Genomic DNA, 15,091 nt, shown 5'->3' with positions numbered 1-15,091 from the left:
GCAACTTTCACACTCTAGCCTGCGCGCCATCTTTCCACGCCTCAGGGCTAGACCAATGAAACTCTCGCGCACCACCCTCGCTGTTGCGTTGCTCGCCGCGCTGGCCGCGCCCGCCGCGCACGCCGAAATCGCTCTGGACGTCATCGGCGACTCGGAAGTCACCTTCGAAGGTCTGGTCCAGGCGGATTACAACGACTTCAACAGCGACGTGCTGAACCTCAACGGCGACGTGCCGGACGGCAAGGACACCGACCAGGAACTGCGTCGCGCCGAACTCGTGCTCAAGGGCAAGGGCCCGGGCAACTTCGAGTGGGTCGCCGGCTACGACGCCAAGGCCGACAAGTTCCTCGACGTCAACCTGAAGTACAAGATCGGCGGCGACGGCAACCACTTCGTGCAGTTCGGCCAGTTCAAGCAGCCCAACAGCATGGAAGAGCTGTCCTCGACCAAGAACAACGATTTCATCTCCAAGGCGATGGTGACCAACACCTTCGGCATCGCCCGTCGTCTCGGCGTCGCCTACAGCTACGGCACCAACGACTGGAGCGTCACCGCCAGCTACTTCGGCGACGAGCTGACCCGCAACCAGAAGCACGGCAAGGGCTACGGCCTGCGCGGCACCTTCGCCCCGATCAACGAGAAGGGCAACATCCTGCACCTGGGTCTGTCGTACGTGAACCTGGACGCGGAGCTGGAAGGCAACACCGGCGTGCTCGACAACAGCTCGCGTATCCGCACCCGTCCGCAGGCCGATCTGGCCGCCGGCCGTCTGGTCGATACCGGCACCCTGACCAACGTCGACACCCAGGCCATCATCGGCGCCGAAGCGATGTACGTGCACGGTCCGTTCAAGGTCCAGGCCGAGTACATGCGCAGCACGCTCGACCGCTACAAGACCACGACCCTGACCGGCAAGGACTTCACCGCCGACAGCTGGTACGTCAGCGGCGTGTGGAACATCACCGGCGAAACCTGGGGCTACAAGTCGGGCACCCCGACCACCCCGCTGCCCAACGAACCGGCCAGCGGCATGTGGCAGGTGGGCATCCGCTACGACAAGATCGACCTCAACGACGGCAGCCTGCGTCCGGGCGCCACCCCGACCGCCGCTCCGATCGTCGACGGCGTGCTCGGCGGCGAGATGAGCGCCTGGACCGTGGGCGTGAACTGGTACTGGCGCTCGAACTTCAAGTTCATGCTGGACTACTCGATCGTCGACAGCTCGCGCTACATCGGCAAGACCAGCGCGACCTACTCGCAGAGCCCGCAGTACAACAACCGCACCTTCAACCGCGTCGTCGACGACAGCCCGAACGTGGTCAGCGCGCGTCTGCAGTTCTACTGGTAATCCACGCTCCAACGCCGCCCGCGCTTGCATGCCGCGGGCGGCGACTCTCTCTCCCCCTCGATCGAGTTGATCGTAAGGCGCGGCTCAGGCCGCGCCTTTCTTTTTTCGCGCGATCGGATCGCCGCGAAAAACGGGTGTTCCCTGTAGGAGCGGCGTAAGCCGCGACCGAGGCACCTCGCTTGCGACGCAGGCGCGATGTCTCGGTCGCGGCTTACGCCGCTCCTACGGTCGGGAACGCGACGGTCCGGCGATCTTGCGCGGACGCGAAGAGCTTGCTTGCGTCGTAAGCGCGGTATCGCGGTCGCGACTTGCGTCGCTCCTACAGTCGGGAGCGTGACAGCGCGGCGATCTTGCGCCGGTGCGGACGCTCGCGTGCGACGCAGGCGCGGTGTCGCGGTCGCGGCTTACGCCGCTCCTACGGTCGGGAACGACACCGCGCGGCGATGAAAAAAACGGGCGGCGGCCCCACGCCGCCGCCCGTTCGACATCGCGCCAAACGCGCGATCAGAGCATTTTGCCGGGCGAGTAGTGCTTGGAGCCGCTCGGCACGCCGTCGACGTACTCCTGGCTGTAGCCGCGGTACGCGGGTTCGCCGCTCACCGTGCCTTGCTGTTCGGCGCCGTGGTAGGTGCCGGTCAGCGGTTCGCCCTTGGCGTCGGTGCGGATCGCCAGGCCGTCGGCGGTGACGATCTCGCTGTCGGCCGGGTAGCCGTTGGGCGCGACCTTGGCCTGGTACGGCGCGCCGACCGGCGCGCCGTCGCGCTGGTTCTGGAACGTCGCCTTGCCGTCGGCGCCGACGGCGCTGGTCTGCATCGGGCCGGTGTCGCTGAAGGGGCGCACGAACACCACTTCGCCGGGATAGATCAGGTCGGCGTCGCGCGTGCCCGGGTGCGAGGCCGGATCGAGCGACCACTGCGGGTTGTCCTTGAGCAGTTGTTCGACCGAGGTGCCGTTGCGCGCGGCGATCGCGCTGAGGTTGTCGCCGGGCTCGACCACCAGCGGGCGAGTGCCGTCGGGGGCCTTGACCTGCCCCGCTTCGACCTCGGCCTTGGTGTTGACCAGCGCGTTGAACTGCGCGGACGAGGGTCCGGCGTAGTCGGGACCGTTCAATGCCATGTTCGTCTCCGTGCGTTGGGTGGGGGGCTCCGTTGCCCGCGCTCACCTTGACCGCGCGGTGTCACCTCGTCAGCTAGGAGTTTCCCTAGCTTCGGGCCGTTCGGCTCCGTGGCGAACCGATTGGCCCTTGCCCGCCAGCGCGCCCCAGCCCCGTTCAGTCGCGGCCGGCGCCGTCCGTGCCGCTTCCTGCTCCGCTGACACGGAAATGTCACCAAACCGTTATGAAATAGCGCGCAGGGCGGAACGTGTCCGCACTCACACTCCAGGGAAACCCATGCACAAGCTCCTCAAGCTCCGTTTCGCCGCGCTCGCGCTGACCACCGCTTTCGCGCTCAACGCTCAGGCGGCCGACGTGACCGGCGCCGGCGCGTCGTTCGTCTACCCGGTGATGTCGAAGTGGTCGGCCGATTACGCCAAGGCGACCAACAAGAAGGTCAACTACCAGTCGATCGGCTCGGGCGGCGGCATCGCGCAGATCAAGGCCGCGACGGTGGACTTCGGTTCCTCCGACGCCCCGCTCAAGCCCGAGGAGCTCGCTAAGTTCGGCCTGGCCCAGTTCCCGTCGGTGATCGGCGGCGTGGTGCCGGTGATCAACGTGCCGGGCGTGGCTTCCGGCGCGATGAAGCTCGACGGCGCGACCCTGGCCAACATCTTCCTCGGCAAGATCACCATGTGGAACGATCCGGCCATCGTCGCCCTCAACGGCGGCCTGAAGCTGCCGGAGAAGAAGATCACCGTCGTGCACCGCTCCGACGGTTCGGGCACCACCTTCAACTTCGTCAACTACCTGTCGAAGGTGAGCCCGGAGTGGAAGTCCTCGGTCGGCGAAGGCACCGCGGTCAAGTGGCCGACCGGCATCGGCGGCAAGGGCAACGAAGGCGTCGCCGCGTACGTCAAGCAGATCCAGGGCGGCGTCGGCTACGTCGAACTGTCCTACGCGCTGCAGAACAAGATGTCGTACTCGCGCCTGAAGAACGCCGACGGCAAGTTCGTGCTGCCGACCGACGAGACCTTCTCGGCCGCCGCCGCCAGCGCCGACTGGGCCAACGCGAAGGACTTCTACCTGGTCATGACCAACGCGCCGGGCGAGAACTCCTGGCCGATCACCGCGACCAACTTCATCCTGATGTACAAGCAGCCCAAGAACGCCGACGGCGCCAAGAACGCCAAGGAATTCTTCAAGTGGGTCTACGCCAACGGCGATGCGCAGGCCAAGACGCTCGACTACGTGCCGCTGCCCGACGCGCTGGTCAAGCAGATCGAGACCTACTGGCAGAGCAACATGAACTACTGATCGGCCCCACGGCGGTCGGACCGGGGGGTTCTCGGTCGCCGGACGGACGGATCGCGCAACGGGCCTTCGGGCCCGTTGTTTTTTGGCGGCGCCGAAGCGGTGTGGCCGGCGGCGGCATCCGAGTCCGCACCCGCCGGTTCGGCTCGGGTCGATCCAACCGCCGGCCGCAAGCATGAAACGCTTCCCACGGCCGCCGCGAATGCGACCCCGGACCGCCGCCGGCCCGGACCGCGGACGCTTTGTTACCGCCAAACCGGGCCAAAACCCCGCAAAAACGCCAACTTGGACACCCCTGCGCGGCTTTCACTACAGATTCGTGACGAATCGATGTCATAGCGGTGTAACAAAAAGATCATCAAATGGCGCCACCCAGCCGGCGCCCAGCCGGCCTCCCTTTCATGGAGCACCGCATGAAATCGTCGGCCCGCATCGCCGTCCTCTCCCTCGCCGTCGCGCTGGGCCTCGCCGCCTGCGGCGGCAACCAGCAGAACCCGGCCCCGGCCGGCGACGCCAAGACCGACGCCGCCGCGCCCGCCGGCGATAAGGTCGCCGCGCAGATCACCGGCGCCGGCGCCACCTTCATCTATCCGCTGCTGTCGAAGTGGTCGGACGACTACAACAAGGCCACCGGCGCCAAGGTCAACTACCAGTCGATCGGCTCCGGCGGCGGCATCGCCCAGATCAAGGCCGCGACGGTCGATTTCGGCTCCTCCGACAAGCCGCTGCCGAGCGAAGAGCTCGCCGCCGCGGGCTTGGGCCAGTTCCCCTCGGCGATCGGCGGCGTGGTGCCGGTGGTCAACGTCGACGGCATCGACGCCGGCAAGCTGCGCCTGACCGGCCCGCTGCTGGCCGACATCTTCATGGGCAAGGTCGCCAAGTGGAACGACGCGGCCATCGCCGCGGCCAACCCGGGCACCGCCCTGCCGGACCTCAAGATCAACGTCGTGCACCGCTCCGACGGTTCGGGCACCACCTTCAACTTCTCCAACTACCTGTCCAAGGTCAGCCCGGATTGGAAGACCAAGGTCGGCGAAGGCACCTCGGTGCAGTGGCCGGGCGGCGTCGGCGGCAAGGGCAACGAGGGCGTGGCCTCGTACGTGAAGCAGATCAAGGGCTCGATCGGCTACGTCGAGCTGGCCTACGCGCTGCAGAACAAGATGGCCCACACCCAGTTGCAGAACGCGGCCGGCCAGTTCGTCCAGCCCAGCGCCGAATCCTTCCAGGCCGCGGCCTCGACCGCCGACTGGGCGAGCGCCAAGGACTTCAATCTGGTGATCACCAACGCCTCCGGCGAGAAGTCCTGGCCGATCACCGCGACCAATTTCATCCTCATGTACAAGACGCCGAAGGACGCCAAGCGCAGCAGCGACACCCGCGCGTTCTTCAAGTGGGCCTTCGAGAACGGCCAGTCGCAGGCGCAGGCGCTCGACTACGTGCCGCTGCCGCCGGAGCTGGTGAAGCAGATCGAGGCGTATTGGGGGGCGGAGTTCAAGTGACGCATCGGCCCGCGCCCGCGCAAGCGGGCGCGGCTTTGCCGATGCGTCATTCCCGCGAAAGCGGGAATCCAGAGACTTCAGCGCCCTGCCTCCTACCCGGAGCGCCACGTCGCGATAGAGCCCTGGATCCCCGCTTTCGCGGGGATGACAGCAGGTAACAAACGCAGCGCCTGACAGTTCACCGGCTTCGACATCCAACGCCCCACGCCGAAACCGACCGCGCCGCACCCAACGCACCACCCGACAGCCAGCCCCCTTCCCACGCGTGGCCCCGCCGGACTCTTCTCGCAAATGAACGCGACCGCCCTACCCGCCCAGACCGGCCACTCCGCCCGCGACGTCAAAGACGCGCGCCAGGACCGCCTGTTCCGCTACGTCCTCACCGCCACCGTCGTCTTCGTCCTGTTCGCCCTCGCCAGCGCCGCGCTGTCGATGCTGTGGGGCGGCCGCCACGTGCTGGAAGAAGAAGGCCTCGACTTCTTCATCACCGCGCAGTGGAACCCGGTGGAGAACCACTACGGCGCGTTGGTGCCGATCTACGGCACCATCGTCACCGCGCTGATCGCGATGGTCATCGCCGTGCCGGTGAGCTTCGGCATCGCCTTCTTCCTGACCGAGGTCGCGCCGCGCTGGGCGCGCGGCCCGATCGGCACCGCGATCGAACTGCTCGCGGGCATTCCCTCGATCATCTACGGCATGTGGGGCCTGTTCGTGCTGGTGCCGGTGATGACCGAATACGTCACGCCCTGGCTCAACGACCACGTCGGCACTTGGCCGCTGATCGGCCCGTTGTTCCAAGGCCCGCCGCTGGGCATCGGCATGCTCACCGCCGGCATCGTGCTGGCGATCATGGTCATTCCCTTCATCTCCTCGGTGATGCGCGAAGTGTTCCTGACCGTGCCGACGCGGCTGAAGGAATCGGCCTACGCGCTGGGCTCGACCAAGTGGGAAGTGAGCTGGGACATCGTCCTGCCCTACACCCGCTCGGCGGTCATCGGCGGCATCTTCCTGGGCCTGGGCCGCGCGCTCGGCGAGACCATGGCGGTGGCCTTCGTGATCGGCAACTCGGTCAACTTCTCCGCCTCGCTGCTGGAGCCGGGCACCACCATCGCCGCGCTGATCGCCAACGACTTCGGCGAAGCCACCGAGACCTACCGCTCGGCCCTGCTGCTGCTCGGCTTCGTGCTGTTCATCGTGACCTTCGTGGTGCTGGCCGCGGCGCGGCTGATGCTGCTGCAACTCTCGCGCAAGGAGGGCAACTGATGAGCGCCGCCGCTTCCAAGACCGACGCCGACCTGCAACGCCGCCACCGCGTCGCCGATTCGCTGTACGCGCGCCGCCGGGTGATCAACGCGCTGTCGGTGCTGCTGGCCTGCGCCGCAGCGCTGTTCGGCCTGTTCTTCCTCGGCTGGATCCTCTACACCCTGATCTCCAAGGGCATCGGCGGCATCAACTGGGCGCTGTTCACCCAGAACACGCCGCCGCCGATGCAGGAAGGCGGCCTGCTCAACGCCTTCTTCGGCAGCGCGGTGATGTGCCTGATCGCCATCGTCATCGGCACCCCGCTCGGCATCGCCGCCGGCACCTGGCTCGCCGAGTACGGCGCCGGGCGCAAGATCGGCACCGTGGTGCGCTTCGTCAACGACATCCTGCTGTCGGCGCCGTCGATCGTGCTCGGCCTGTTCGTCTACACCCTTGTAGTGATGCAGACCGGCGGCAACTTCTCCGCGCTCGCCGGCGCCATCGCCCTGGCCTTCATCGTGCTGCCGGTGGTGGTGCGCACCACCGACGAAATGCTGCGGCTGGTGCCGCCGCAGATGCGCGAAGCGGCGCTGTCGCTCGGCGTTCCGCAGTGGAAGGTGATCGTGCAGGTGCTCTATCGCAGCGCCTCGGCCGGCATCGTCACCGGCGTGCTGCTGGCGCTGGCGCGCATCAGCGGCGAAACCGCGCCGCTGCTGTTCACCGCCTTCGGCAACCAGTACTGGAGCCACAACGTGCTGCAGCCGATGGCGAGCGTGCCGGTGGTGATGAACCAGTTCGCCGGCAGCCCCTACGAGACCTGGCAGACCCTGGCCTGGGCCGGCGCCCTGGTCCTCACCTTCTTCGTCCTGATCGTCAGCCTGCTCGCCCGCGCGCTGGTGCTGCGCAAACGGATTTCCAATGACTGACCTCTCGAACACTCCCGCTGAAGCCCGGAACCCGGTTATGAATGACGCTCGCTCGTCCGACGCCCGCCTGTCCGTCGCCACGCCCGGCCGCGAGGCCGTCGGCGCCAACCCGGTCAAGCTGGCCGCGCGCGACCTGAACTTCTATTACGACAAGTTCCACGCGCTCAAGTCGATCAACCTGGAAATCCCGGAAAAGCAGGTCACCGCGCTGATCGGCCCGTCGGGCTGCGGCAAATCGACCCTGCTGCGCATCTTCAACCGCATCTACGCGCTGTACCCGAAGCTGGAAGCGCGCGGCCAGGTGCTGCTGGACGGCGAGAACATCCTCGACCCGAAGTACCCGATGAACCGCCTGCGCAGCAAGGTCGGCATGGTGTTCCAGAAGCCGGTGCCGTTCCCGATGACGATCTTCGAGAACGTGGCCTACGGCATCCGCCACCACGAGAAGCTGTCGAAGTCGGAAATGAACGACCGCGTCGAGCACGCGCTGCGCCAGGGCGCGCTGTGGGACGAGGTCAAGGACAAGCTCGGCCAGAGCGCGCTGGGCCTGTCCGGCGGCCAGCAGCAGCGTTTGTGCATCGCCCGCGCGGTGGCGCTGAAGCCGTCGGTGCTGCTGCTCGACGAACCGACCTCGGCGCTGGATCCGATCTCCACCAGCCGCATCGAGCAGTTGGTCGAAGAGTTGAAGAAGGACTACACGATCGCCATCGTGACCCACAACATGCAGCAGGCCGCGCGCGTGTCCGACTTCACCGCCTTCATGTACCTCGGCGATCTGATCGAACACGGCCCGACCGAGCAGATCTTCTCCAAGCCGACCAAGCAGCAGACCGAAGACTACATCACGGGTCGGTTCGGCTGAGGGCGCGGAGCGGGGAATGAAGGGAACCAAGGGAACAGGGAATGGCGGGGTCTGTCGCGTTCTCGTTCTCGTCCCTCCTCGCTTCGGCGCCGCTGCGATTCCGATGATCCTGCTTCCCCGTCCCCCTCATTCCCTTCATTCCCGGCGGTAAAAGCGCCATGAGCAACCAGATGCACGACCACATCGTCAAGAGCTACGACGACGAGCAGCGCCGACTGCTCGACGAAACCCTGCGCATGGGCGAGATCGCCGCGGCGCAACTGGAATCCGCGCTCGACGTGGTCCAGCGCCGCGACGACAAGGCCGCCGAGCGGATCATCGCCAACGACGAAGCCATCGACGCCCTGGAGCAGGAAATCAGCCACGACGTGATGAAGCTGGCGCTGCGCGGGCCGATGGCGCGCGATCTGCGCGAGATTCTGGCGGCGATCCGCATCGCCTCGGACATCGAGCGCGTCGGCGACTACGCCGCCAACGTCGCCAAGCGTTCGACCGCGCTGAACCTGTCGCCGCCGCTGCCGCACGTGGCCGGCCTGCACGCGCTGGGCACGCTGGCGGTCAAGCAGCTGCGCGACGTGCTGGTGGCGTATCGCGACAACGACGTCGAGCTGGCGCAGAAGGTGCGCGACCGCGACGCCGAGGTCGACACCGCCTACACCGGCCTGTTCCGCGAGCTGCTGACCTACATGATGGAAGACGCGCGCAGCATCACCGCCTGCACCCATCTGTTGTTCATGGCCAAGAACATCGAGCGCGTCGGCGACCACGCCACCAACATCGCCGAGAACGTGTGGTTCCTGGTCAAGGGCGACGAGCCGCTGCCGCCGCGCGACAAGCGCGACACCACCAACACCACCGCGTCGGTCTGAGATCCGGGCGCCGCGCGCGCCCGCTTCGATCCGACGTGCGGCCGACGACGGCCCGCCGCGCACCGCGCGGCGGGCCGTTCCGTTTGCGGGCCGCCCTCGCGCGCTGATGCCGCGCTGCGGTGCAACATGCGGCGGGAGCGAGCCGCGCCGCGCTCGCGCCGCCCGTCGGCTGCGCGACTCTCGCCGAATCGCGGCGATCCGCCCCGCCCCCGCTGCAACCGTTTTCAAGCGCCGCCGCGCTGAATGCGTTGTGAATCGCGCTGCAATCGCGCAACACGGCCGCGAATCCTTGCGCACTGCACCCCACTCTTGATCCATAGCCGGCAAGCCCTTGCCGGGTATATTCCACCTTCCACGGAGGAACCGCCGCCACATGACGCTGTCACTGGCCAATGGAGATCTGGCCGCCGCCCGCGCGGGCGACACGGCCGCACTGGAGCGGGTGCTCAAGCACTCGCGCCAGGACCTGCGCCGCTACGCCGAATTCCACTGCGTCATCAACGACGTGGAGGACGCGGTGCAGGAGAGCCTGATCGCGGTCTCGCGCAAGCTGCGCGACCTGCGCGTGCTCGAATGCTTCGTCTCCTGGACCTTCCGCATCGTCAAACGCGAGTGCAACCGGCTCAAGCGCGGCCGCCGCCTGCTCAGCGGCCAGCCGATCACCGAGGAAATCGCGCCCGTCGTCACTCCCGAGCCGGCCGAATGGCGCCACGACGTCGCCGCCGCGCTGGAATCGCTGCCCGCGCACTACCGCCAAATCATCCTGCTGCGCGACCTGGAAGGCCTGACCGTGGCCGAGATCGGCGAGGAACTCGGGATCAGCCGCGAGGCGGTCAAATCGCGCCTGCACCGGGCCCGGGTGCTGGCGCGCGAGTATCTCTCGCCGTGACTGCATCCGCGCCGCGGCCCGCGCCGTATCCCTGCCCAGAACCCAGCCCGCGCCGCCGACCGGCCAGGGCGCCAACGCTGTCACCCCGCAGTACCCCGCAATCGCACTAAGCTCCGTACCGTTTCAGGCACTACGCTGTTTTCGCTTACCGCGGGTACTGCCCGCCTACACAACACCGGCGGAGCATCCGCCCGTCGCCACCAGGAGAGAACGCATGTCCAAGAAAATCAACAAGCCCGTCGCCCTCGCTCTCGGCGCCACCCTGCTCGGCGGCCTGAGCCTGTCGGCTTCCGCGTTCGCGATGAGCGACCTGTCGCAGGGCTACCTGCTCGGCGCCCAGCAGGCGCAGACCGCCGAGAAGGCCGCCGACGCCAAGGCCACCGACGCGGCCAAGAAGGCCGAAGGCAGCTGCGGCGCCGACAAGAAGAAGGCCGAAGGCAGCTGCGGCGCCAAGAAGGCCGAAGGCAAGTGCGGCGCCGATAAGAAGAAGGCCGAGGGCAAGTGCGGCGCCGACAAGAAGAAGGGCGCCGAGGGCAAGTGCGGCGAAGGCAAGTGCGGCGCCGACAAGAAGGCCGCCGCCCCGGCCGCGAAGAAGGCCGCGGAAGGCAAGTGCGGCGAAGGCAAGTGCGGCGGTTCGATCTGATCGCGGCACGATGAGGCCTGGATCGGCATGCCCGACGCAACGACTTCGTTGACTCCCGATGCCGTCGGTCTCGGCCTGCGGCGGGCCCTGCTGGGCCCGCTGCAGTCCGCGCCGCATGCGCCGGGCGCCGCGCGCGATTTCGATTTCCTCGAAGTGGCGCCGGAGAACTGGATCGGCGTCGGCGGCCGCTACGGCGAGCAACTGCGCGAGCTGTCCTCGCGGTATCCGCTGGTCTGCCACGGCCTGTCGCTGTCGCTGGGCGGCACCGCGCCGCTGGACGAGACTTTCCTCGCCCGCGTGCGCCGTTTCCTCGACGAGCATTCGGTCGCCTGCTACAGCGAACATCTGAGTTACTGCAGCGACGACGGCCATCTCTACGACCTGCTGCCGATTCCCTTCACCGAGGAAGCCGTGCATCACGTCGCCGCGCGCATCCGCCGCACCCAGGACATCGTCGGCCGCCGCATCGCGGTGGAGAACGCCTCCTACTACGCCGCGCCGCATCAGGAAATGAGCGAAATCGAGTTCACCCGCGCGGTCCTGGCCGAGGCCGATTGCGATCTGCTGCTCGACGTCAACAACGTCTACGTCAACTCGATCAACCACCGCTACGACGCGCGCGCGTTCATCGCGGCCATGCCGCACGAGCGCATCGCCTATCTGCACGTCGCCGGCCATTACGACGAAGCCGACGATCTGAAAGTCGACACCCACGGCGCGCCGGTCAAGCACGAAGTCTGGGACTTGCTGGCCGACGCCTACCGCCTGTTCGGGCCGCGCCCGACCCTGCTGGAACGCGACTTCAACTTCCCGCCGTACGAAGAGCTGGTCGACGAACTCGGCATCGTGCGCCGGATCCTGCGCGAGACCGCGCCGGCCGCGCGCGAATCCGCGTCCGCCCGCCGCGCCCGCGCCTGAGCCCATGAGCGACGCCCCCTCGCGCCTGCGCGCGCAACAGTTCGAACTGACCCGGCATCTGCGCGATCCCGCCACGAGCCCCGCGCCCGGCGGCATCGAAGACCGGCGCCTGGGCATTTATCGCGACCTGCTGTTCAACAACATCCTGGGGCTGCTGTCGGGCAACTTCCCGGTGATCGAGCGCACCTTGGGCGAGCAGCGCTGGGAACGCCTGGTGCGCGATTTCTATCGCGACCACCGCTGCCACACGCCGCTGTTCGCCGAGATCGCGCGCGAGTTCCAGCGCTATCTGCAGGAACTCGACGAGATCGATCCGCCGTTCCTGCTGGAACTGGCGCATTACGAATGGGTCGAGCTGGCCTTGCAGCTTAGCGAAGCGAGCGCGCCGCGCGACGACACCGGCCTCGCCGACGCCGACCTGCTCGAGCGCGCGCCGCGCCTGTCGCCGCTGGCGTGGCCGCTGGCCTACGCTTGGCCGGTGCACCGGCTCGGCCCGGACTTCCAGCCCGCGCAGCCGCCGCCGGCGCCGACCTTGCTGCTGCTGCGGCGCGAAGCCGACGGCGAAGTGCGTTTCTCCGAACTGAGCCCGCTCGCATTCCGCCTGCTGCAACGGTTGGAAGAATCGCCGGAACTGAGCGCGCGCGAGCAACTGCGCGCGCTGGCGGCCGAAGCCGGCAGCGACGACGCGGCCGCGTTCCTGGACATGGGCGCCGCCCTGCTGCGCCAGATGCGCGCCAACGCCGTGGTCTATTTCTGACCCAAGCCCCCTCTGTAGGAGCCGCGCAAGCCGCGACCGCGCCACCACAACCTCGACGCGACCGGCCAATGCCCGCGAAACCTCCATGCGACGCGGCTTCGCGCGCCGCCGCACTCGCCGCGCGCGACGGCCCCACCCCGCCCTCCGGCGACCGCCGAGCCCCGATTTGCTAGGCTTCCCGCCATGATCGACCCCGGCCCCGCCCCCAGCGCCGCCCCCGCCGCGCCCGTCCCCGCCACCCTCGCCACCCGCTTCCGCGGCTACCTGCCGGTGGTCGTGGACGTGGAAACCGGCGGCTTCGACTGGAACAAGCACGCCCTGCTCGAGATCGCCGTGCAGCCCATCGAGCTCGACGCCGACGGCCGCCTCGTGCCCGGCGAGATCGCCAGCTCGCACGTCGTGCCCGCCGCCGGCACCTTGATCGACCCCAAGTCGCTGGAAGTCACCGGCATCGACATCGACCACCCCTTCCGCGGCGCCAAGCCCGAGCGGCAAGCGCTGGAAGCGGTGTTCGCACCGGTGCGCGAAGCGGTCAAGCGCCACGGCTGCCAGCGCGCCATCCTGGTCGGCCACAACGCCCACTTCGACCTCAACTTCCTCAACGCCGCGGTCGCCCGCAGCGGCCACAAACGCAACCCGTTCCACCCCTTCAGCGTGTTCGACACCGTGACCCTGGCCGGCGTCGCCTACGGCCAGACCGTGCTGGCCCGCGCGGTGCAGGCCGCCGGCTTCGAATGGAACGGCCAGGAAGCGCATTCGGCGGTGTACGACACCCAGCGCACCGCCGAGTTGTTCTGCAAGATCGTCAACGCCTGGCCGGCGCGCGGCGGCTGAGTCGCCGCGGCGGCGCTGCGCGGCTCGCGCGGTCGCTCGGTGCGTAACCCGATGATCCGCCCTCACCCACGCTCACCCGCACGACACGATTTCGCGCACCGGCATCGCCACGCTGCAGCGCGCGGCAGCGTGGAGCGCCACCGGCACGACTGACCTCGCTCCGCGGCCACGTTGCGAAAACGCAACATCCCCACCTTGGCCGCCCGCCCCCGGCGCCCCCGTTCGATGGAATGCGCGGCCCCCGCCGCGCGCGGCGAACGCCGCGATCCACGGATGGGGAGGACAGGATGTTCGCTTTCGACGACGAGCAGTTTCTCGACGGCTACCGCCGGCGCTTCGGCCCGCTGCGCGACGATCTCGCGCAGGCGCTGCGCTTTCTGATCGGCCGGATCGAGCAGGACGCCAGCTTCAGCGTCAATCCGGTGCACCGTTACCAGATCGCGTATTGCTTGGCGACGTTCAAGTGGGAAACCGCGCACACGCTGCGGCCGATCGACGAGTTCGGCAGCGACGAGCGGTTCGAGAAGCTCTACGGCCCCGACACGCGCATCGGCAAGGCGCTGGGCAACACCAAGCGCGGCGACGGCGCGCGCTTCCACGGCCGCGGCTATGTGCAGCTCACCGGACGCACCAACTACGACCGCGCCGGCAAGTTCCTCGGCGTGGATCTGGTCGCCAAGCCCGAGGACGCGAAGAAGCCGGAGATCGCCTACGCCATCGCCATGCAGGGCATGAAGCAGGGCTGGTTCACCGGCAAGAAGCTCGACAACTACTTCAAGCCGGGGCAGTTGCCGAACTACGAAGAGGCGCGGCGGATCATCAACGGCCAGGACAAGGCGCAGACCATCGCCGACATCGCGCGGCGTTTCGACGAGTTGTTGGTCAACGCGCTGGAGTGATGCGCGAGCGAACGACGTGCGCCGGCGCTCAGCCGGCCGCGTCGCGCGGCAGCGCCATGTGGATCAGCGGAAACGGCTTGCCCTGCCCGTCCAGCGGCGAACGGCCGGTTTCGACGAAGCCGTAGCGGCGATAGAACCCGTGCGCCTGCGGGTTGTGTTCGTTCACGTCGACCGTCAGCGCGCCGCGCAGGTGGCGCGCGTGATCGAGCAGGCGCGTGCCGATGCCCTGCCCGCGCCGCGCGGGCTCGAGGAACAGCATTTCCACTTGCGCATCCGCCAGACCGATGAAGCCGGCCAGGCCGTCGGCGTCTTCGTACACCCACAGTTCGACCGCGTCGAAGTAGATGTCGCGCACTTGCGGGCGCAGTTCGGCGATGTCGGTTTCGCTGAGGAAATCGTGGGTGGCGCGCACCGAGCGCTCCCAAAGATCGAGCAGCGCGGGATGGTCGTCGCGGCGGCGTTCGCGGATGGTCATGGATCGTCCTGGGAAACGAACGCGGCGCCGTGAGAGCGGCGCCGCATGCGGGCGATGATGCCGGCGCGCGGGCGTCGATGCCAGCGCGCGAGCGGTTTTTAAGCCAGTTTCAGGCCGACCAGACCGGCGACGATCAACACGATGCTGGCCACGCGCAAGGCGTTGGCCGGCTCGTTGAACAGCACGATGCCGAGGATGACCGTGCCGACCGCGCCGATGCCGACCCAGATGGCGTAGGCGGTGCCGACCGGCAACGACTTCATCGCCAGACCGAGCAGGCCGACGCTGATCGCCATCGACGCGACGGTGCCGACCGACGGCCACAGGCGGGTGAAGCCTTCAGTGTATTTGAGGCCGATGGCCCAGCCGATTTCGAACAGGCCGGCAAAGACGAGAAGAACCCAAGGCATGATGCAGCTCCCATGACGATGGGGCCGTCCCCGGATGTAACGCGCGCCGCAGGGGTGGAACTGGCTGCGCGGACCCGGGCCGTCCCGGGTCGGTCGGGGCGCATTATATCGGC

Annotated in this window: 16 protein-coding genes; 13 read left to right on the top strand and 3 right to left on the bottom strand. The window is 67.9% G+C overall.

Annotation, left to right across the window (positions count from 1 at the left end):
• Nucleotides 1–55 precede the first annotated feature (55 nt).
• Nucleotides 56–1,348, top strand: a complete 1,293-nt coding sequence (locus tag J5226_RS13465) for an OprO/OprP family phosphate-selective porin (RefSeq protein WP_215835019.1) — start codon at nucleotides 56–58, stop codon at nucleotides 1,346–1,348.
• Between the two features lie 504 nt (nucleotides 1,349–1,852).
• On the opposite strand, the gene J5226_RS13460 is transcribed toward J5226_RS13465, so the two are convergent.
• Nucleotides 1,853–2,464: a LysM domain-containing protein gene (locus J5226_RS13460; RefSeq protein ID WP_215835018.1), complete on the bottom strand. Its 612-nt coding sequence runs from the start codon at nucleotides 2,462–2,464 to the stop codon at nucleotides 1,853–1,855.
• A 274-nt stretch (nucleotides 2,465–2,738) separates the two neighbouring features.
• Between J5226_RS13460 and pstS (J5226_RS13455) the strand changes: the two genes are divergently transcribed.
• The 12 genes from pstS (J5226_RS13455) to J5226_RS13400 all read left to right on the top strand — a co-directional run bounded on the left by pstS (J5226_RS13455) (nucleotide 2,739) and on the right by J5226_RS13400 (nucleotide 14,093).
• Nucleotides 2,739–3,758, top strand: a complete 1,020-nt coding sequence (pstS, locus tag J5226_RS13455; RefSeq protein WP_215835017.1) for a phosphate ABC transporter substrate-binding protein PstS — start codon at nucleotides 2,739–2,741, stop codon at nucleotides 3,756–3,758.
• Nucleotides 3,759–4,168: 410 nt separating this feature from the next.
• Nucleotides 4,169–5,254 carry a phosphate ABC transporter substrate-binding protein PstS gene (gene pstS, locus J5226_RS13450; RefSeq protein ID WP_215835016.1) on the top strand — a complete coding sequence of 362 codons (1,086 nt, stop codon included), beginning with the start codon at nucleotides 4,169–4,171 and terminating at the stop codon, nucleotides 5,252–5,254.
• Between the two features lie 291 nt (nucleotides 5,255–5,545).
• Nucleotides 5,546–6,517: a phosphate ABC transporter permease subunit PstC gene (gene pstC, locus J5226_RS13445; protein WP_215835015.1), complete on the top strand. Its 972-nt coding sequence runs from the start codon at nucleotides 5,546–5,548 to the stop codon at nucleotides 6,515–6,517.
• Complete coding sequence (gene pstA, locus J5226_RS13440) at nucleotides 6,517–7,422, top strand: phosphate ABC transporter permease PstA (protein ID WP_215835014.1); 906 nt, start codon at nucleotides 6,517–6,519, stop codon at nucleotides 7,420–7,422. The genes pstC and pstA overlap by 1 nt, the downstream gene beginning before the upstream one ends.
• Before the next feature lie 37 nt (nucleotides 7,423–7,459).
• The gene (gene pstB / locus J5226_RS13435; RefSeq protein ID WP_232518454.1) at nucleotides 7,460–8,284 is read left to right on the top strand and encodes a phosphate ABC transporter ATP-binding protein PstB; all 825 of its coding nucleotides are present in this window, start codon (nucleotides 7,460–7,462) and stop codon (nucleotides 8,282–8,284) included.
• A 158-nt stretch (nucleotides 8,285–8,442) separates the two neighbouring features.
• A complete protein-coding gene (gene phoU / locus J5226_RS13430) occupies nucleotides 8,443–9,153 on the top strand; it encodes a phosphate signaling complex protein PhoU (protein ID WP_215835013.1) in 711 nt (236 codons plus the stop codon).
• A gap of 373 nt (nucleotides 9,154–9,526) precedes the next feature.
• The gene (locus J5226_RS13425) at nucleotides 9,527–10,042 is read left to right on the top strand and encodes a sigma-70 family RNA polymerase sigma factor (RefSeq protein ID WP_215835012.1); all 516 of its coding nucleotides are present in this window, start codon (nucleotides 9,527–9,529) and stop codon (nucleotides 10,040–10,042) included.
• Between the two features lie 214 nt (nucleotides 10,043–10,256).
• A complete protein-coding gene (locus J5226_RS13420; protein WP_215835011.1) occupies nucleotides 10,257–10,685 on the top strand; it encodes a hypothetical protein in 429 nt (142 codons plus the stop codon).
• 27 nt (nucleotides 10,686–10,712) lie between these two features.
• Nucleotides 10,713–11,603 carry a DUF692 domain-containing protein gene (locus J5226_RS13415; RefSeq protein WP_215835010.1) on the top strand — a complete coding sequence of 297 codons (891 nt, stop codon included), beginning with the start codon at nucleotides 10,713–10,715 and terminating at the stop codon, nucleotides 11,601–11,603.
• A gap of 4 nt (nucleotides 11,604–11,607) precedes the next feature.
• On the top strand, nucleotides 11,608–12,360 hold the full coding sequence (locus J5226_RS13410) for a putative DNA-binding domain-containing protein (RefSeq protein WP_215835009.1): 753 nt from the start codon (nucleotides 11,608–11,610) through the stop codon (nucleotides 12,358–12,360).
• A gap of 183 nt (nucleotides 12,361–12,543) precedes the next feature.
• On the top strand, nucleotides 12,544–13,194 hold the full coding sequence (rnt, locus tag J5226_RS13405; protein ID WP_215835008.1) for a ribonuclease T: 651 nt from the start codon (nucleotides 12,544–12,546) through the stop codon (nucleotides 13,192–13,194).
• 287 nt (nucleotides 13,195–13,481) lie between these two features.
• A complete protein-coding gene (locus tag J5226_RS13400) occupies nucleotides 13,482–14,093 on the top strand; it encodes a glycoside hydrolase family 19 protein (protein WP_215835007.1) in 612 nt (203 codons plus the stop codon).
• Between the two features lie 28 nt (nucleotides 14,094–14,121).
• On the opposite strand, the gene J5226_RS13395 is transcribed toward J5226_RS13400, so the two are convergent.
• Entirely contained in the window at nucleotides 14,122–14,568 is a 447-nt protein-coding gene (locus tag J5226_RS13395; protein ID WP_215835006.1) for an acetyltransferase, read from the bottom strand.
• A gap of 98 nt (nucleotides 14,569–14,666) precedes the next feature.
• Nucleotides 14,667–14,978, bottom strand: a complete 312-nt coding sequence (gene sugE, locus J5226_RS13390; RefSeq protein ID WP_215835005.1) for a quaternary ammonium compound efflux SMR transporter SugE — start codon at nucleotides 14,976–14,978, stop codon at nucleotides 14,667–14,669.
• Nucleotides 14,979–15,091: the final 113 nt, after the last annotated feature.

The organism is Lysobacter sp. K5869, assembly GCF_018847975.1.
In the GTDB taxonomy this organism is placed as follows: Bacteria; Pseudomonadota; Gammaproteobacteria; order Xanthomonadales; family Xanthomonadaceae; genus Lysobacter.
Note: the sequence above shows the minus strand (reverse complement) of the source record. Positions and strands in the feature narration are given on the sequence as shown.

Coding starts and splice junctions, on each gene's coding strand:
- J5226_RS13465 (WP_215835019.1), top strand. CDS start 56: ATGAAACTCTCGCGCACCACCCTCGCTGTTGCGTTGCTCGCCGCGCTG.
- J5226_RS13460 (WP_215835018.1), bottom strand. CDS start 2,464: ATGGCATTGAACGGTCCCGACTACGCCGGACCCTCGTCCGCGCAGTTC.
- pstS (WP_215835017.1), top strand. CDS start 2,739: ATGCACAAGCTCCTCAAGCTCCGTTTCGCCGCGCTCGCGCTGACCACC.
- pstS (WP_215835016.1), top strand. CDS start 4,169: ATGAAATCGTCGGCCCGCATCGCCGTCCTCTCCCTCGCCGTCGCGCTG.
- pstC (WP_215835015.1), top strand. CDS start 5,546: ATGAACGCGACCGCCCTACCCGCCCAGACCGGCCACTCCGCCCGCGAC.
- pstA (WP_215835014.1), top strand. CDS start 6,517: ATGAGCGCCGCCGCTTCCAAGACCGACGCCGACCTGCAACGCCGCCAC.
- pstB (WP_232518454.1), top strand. CDS start 7,460: ATGAATGACGCTCGCTCGTCCGACGCCCGCCTGTCCGTCGCCACGCCC.
- phoU (WP_215835013.1), top strand. CDS start 8,443: ATGAGCAACCAGATGCACGACCACATCGTCAAGAGCTACGACGACGAG.
- J5226_RS13425 (WP_215835012.1), top strand. CDS start 9,527: ATGACGCTGTCACTGGCCAATGGAGATCTGGCCGCCGCCCGCGCGGGC.
- J5226_RS13420 (WP_215835011.1), top strand. CDS start 10,257: ATGTCCAAGAAAATCAACAAGCCCGTCGCCCTCGCTCTCGGCGCCACC.
- J5226_RS13415 (WP_215835010.1), top strand. CDS start 10,713: ATGCCCGACGCAACGACTTCGTTGACTCCCGATGCCGTCGGTCTCGGC.
- J5226_RS13410 (WP_215835009.1), top strand. CDS start 11,608: ATGAGCGACGCCCCCTCGCGCCTGCGCGCGCAACAGTTCGAACTGACC.
- rnt (WP_215835008.1), top strand. CDS start 12,544: ATGATCGACCCCGGCCCCGCCCCCAGCGCCGCCCCCGCCGCGCCCGTC.
- J5226_RS13400 (WP_215835007.1), top strand. CDS start 13,482: ATGTTCGCTTTCGACGACGAGCAGTTTCTCGACGGCTACCGCCGGCGC.
- J5226_RS13395 (WP_215835006.1), bottom strand. CDS start 14,568: ATGACCATCCGCGAACGCCGCCGCGACGACCATCCCGCGCTGCTCGAT.
- sugE (WP_215835005.1), bottom strand. CDS start 14,978: ATGCCTTGGGTTCTTCTCGTCTTTGCCGGCCTGTTCGAAATCGGCTGG.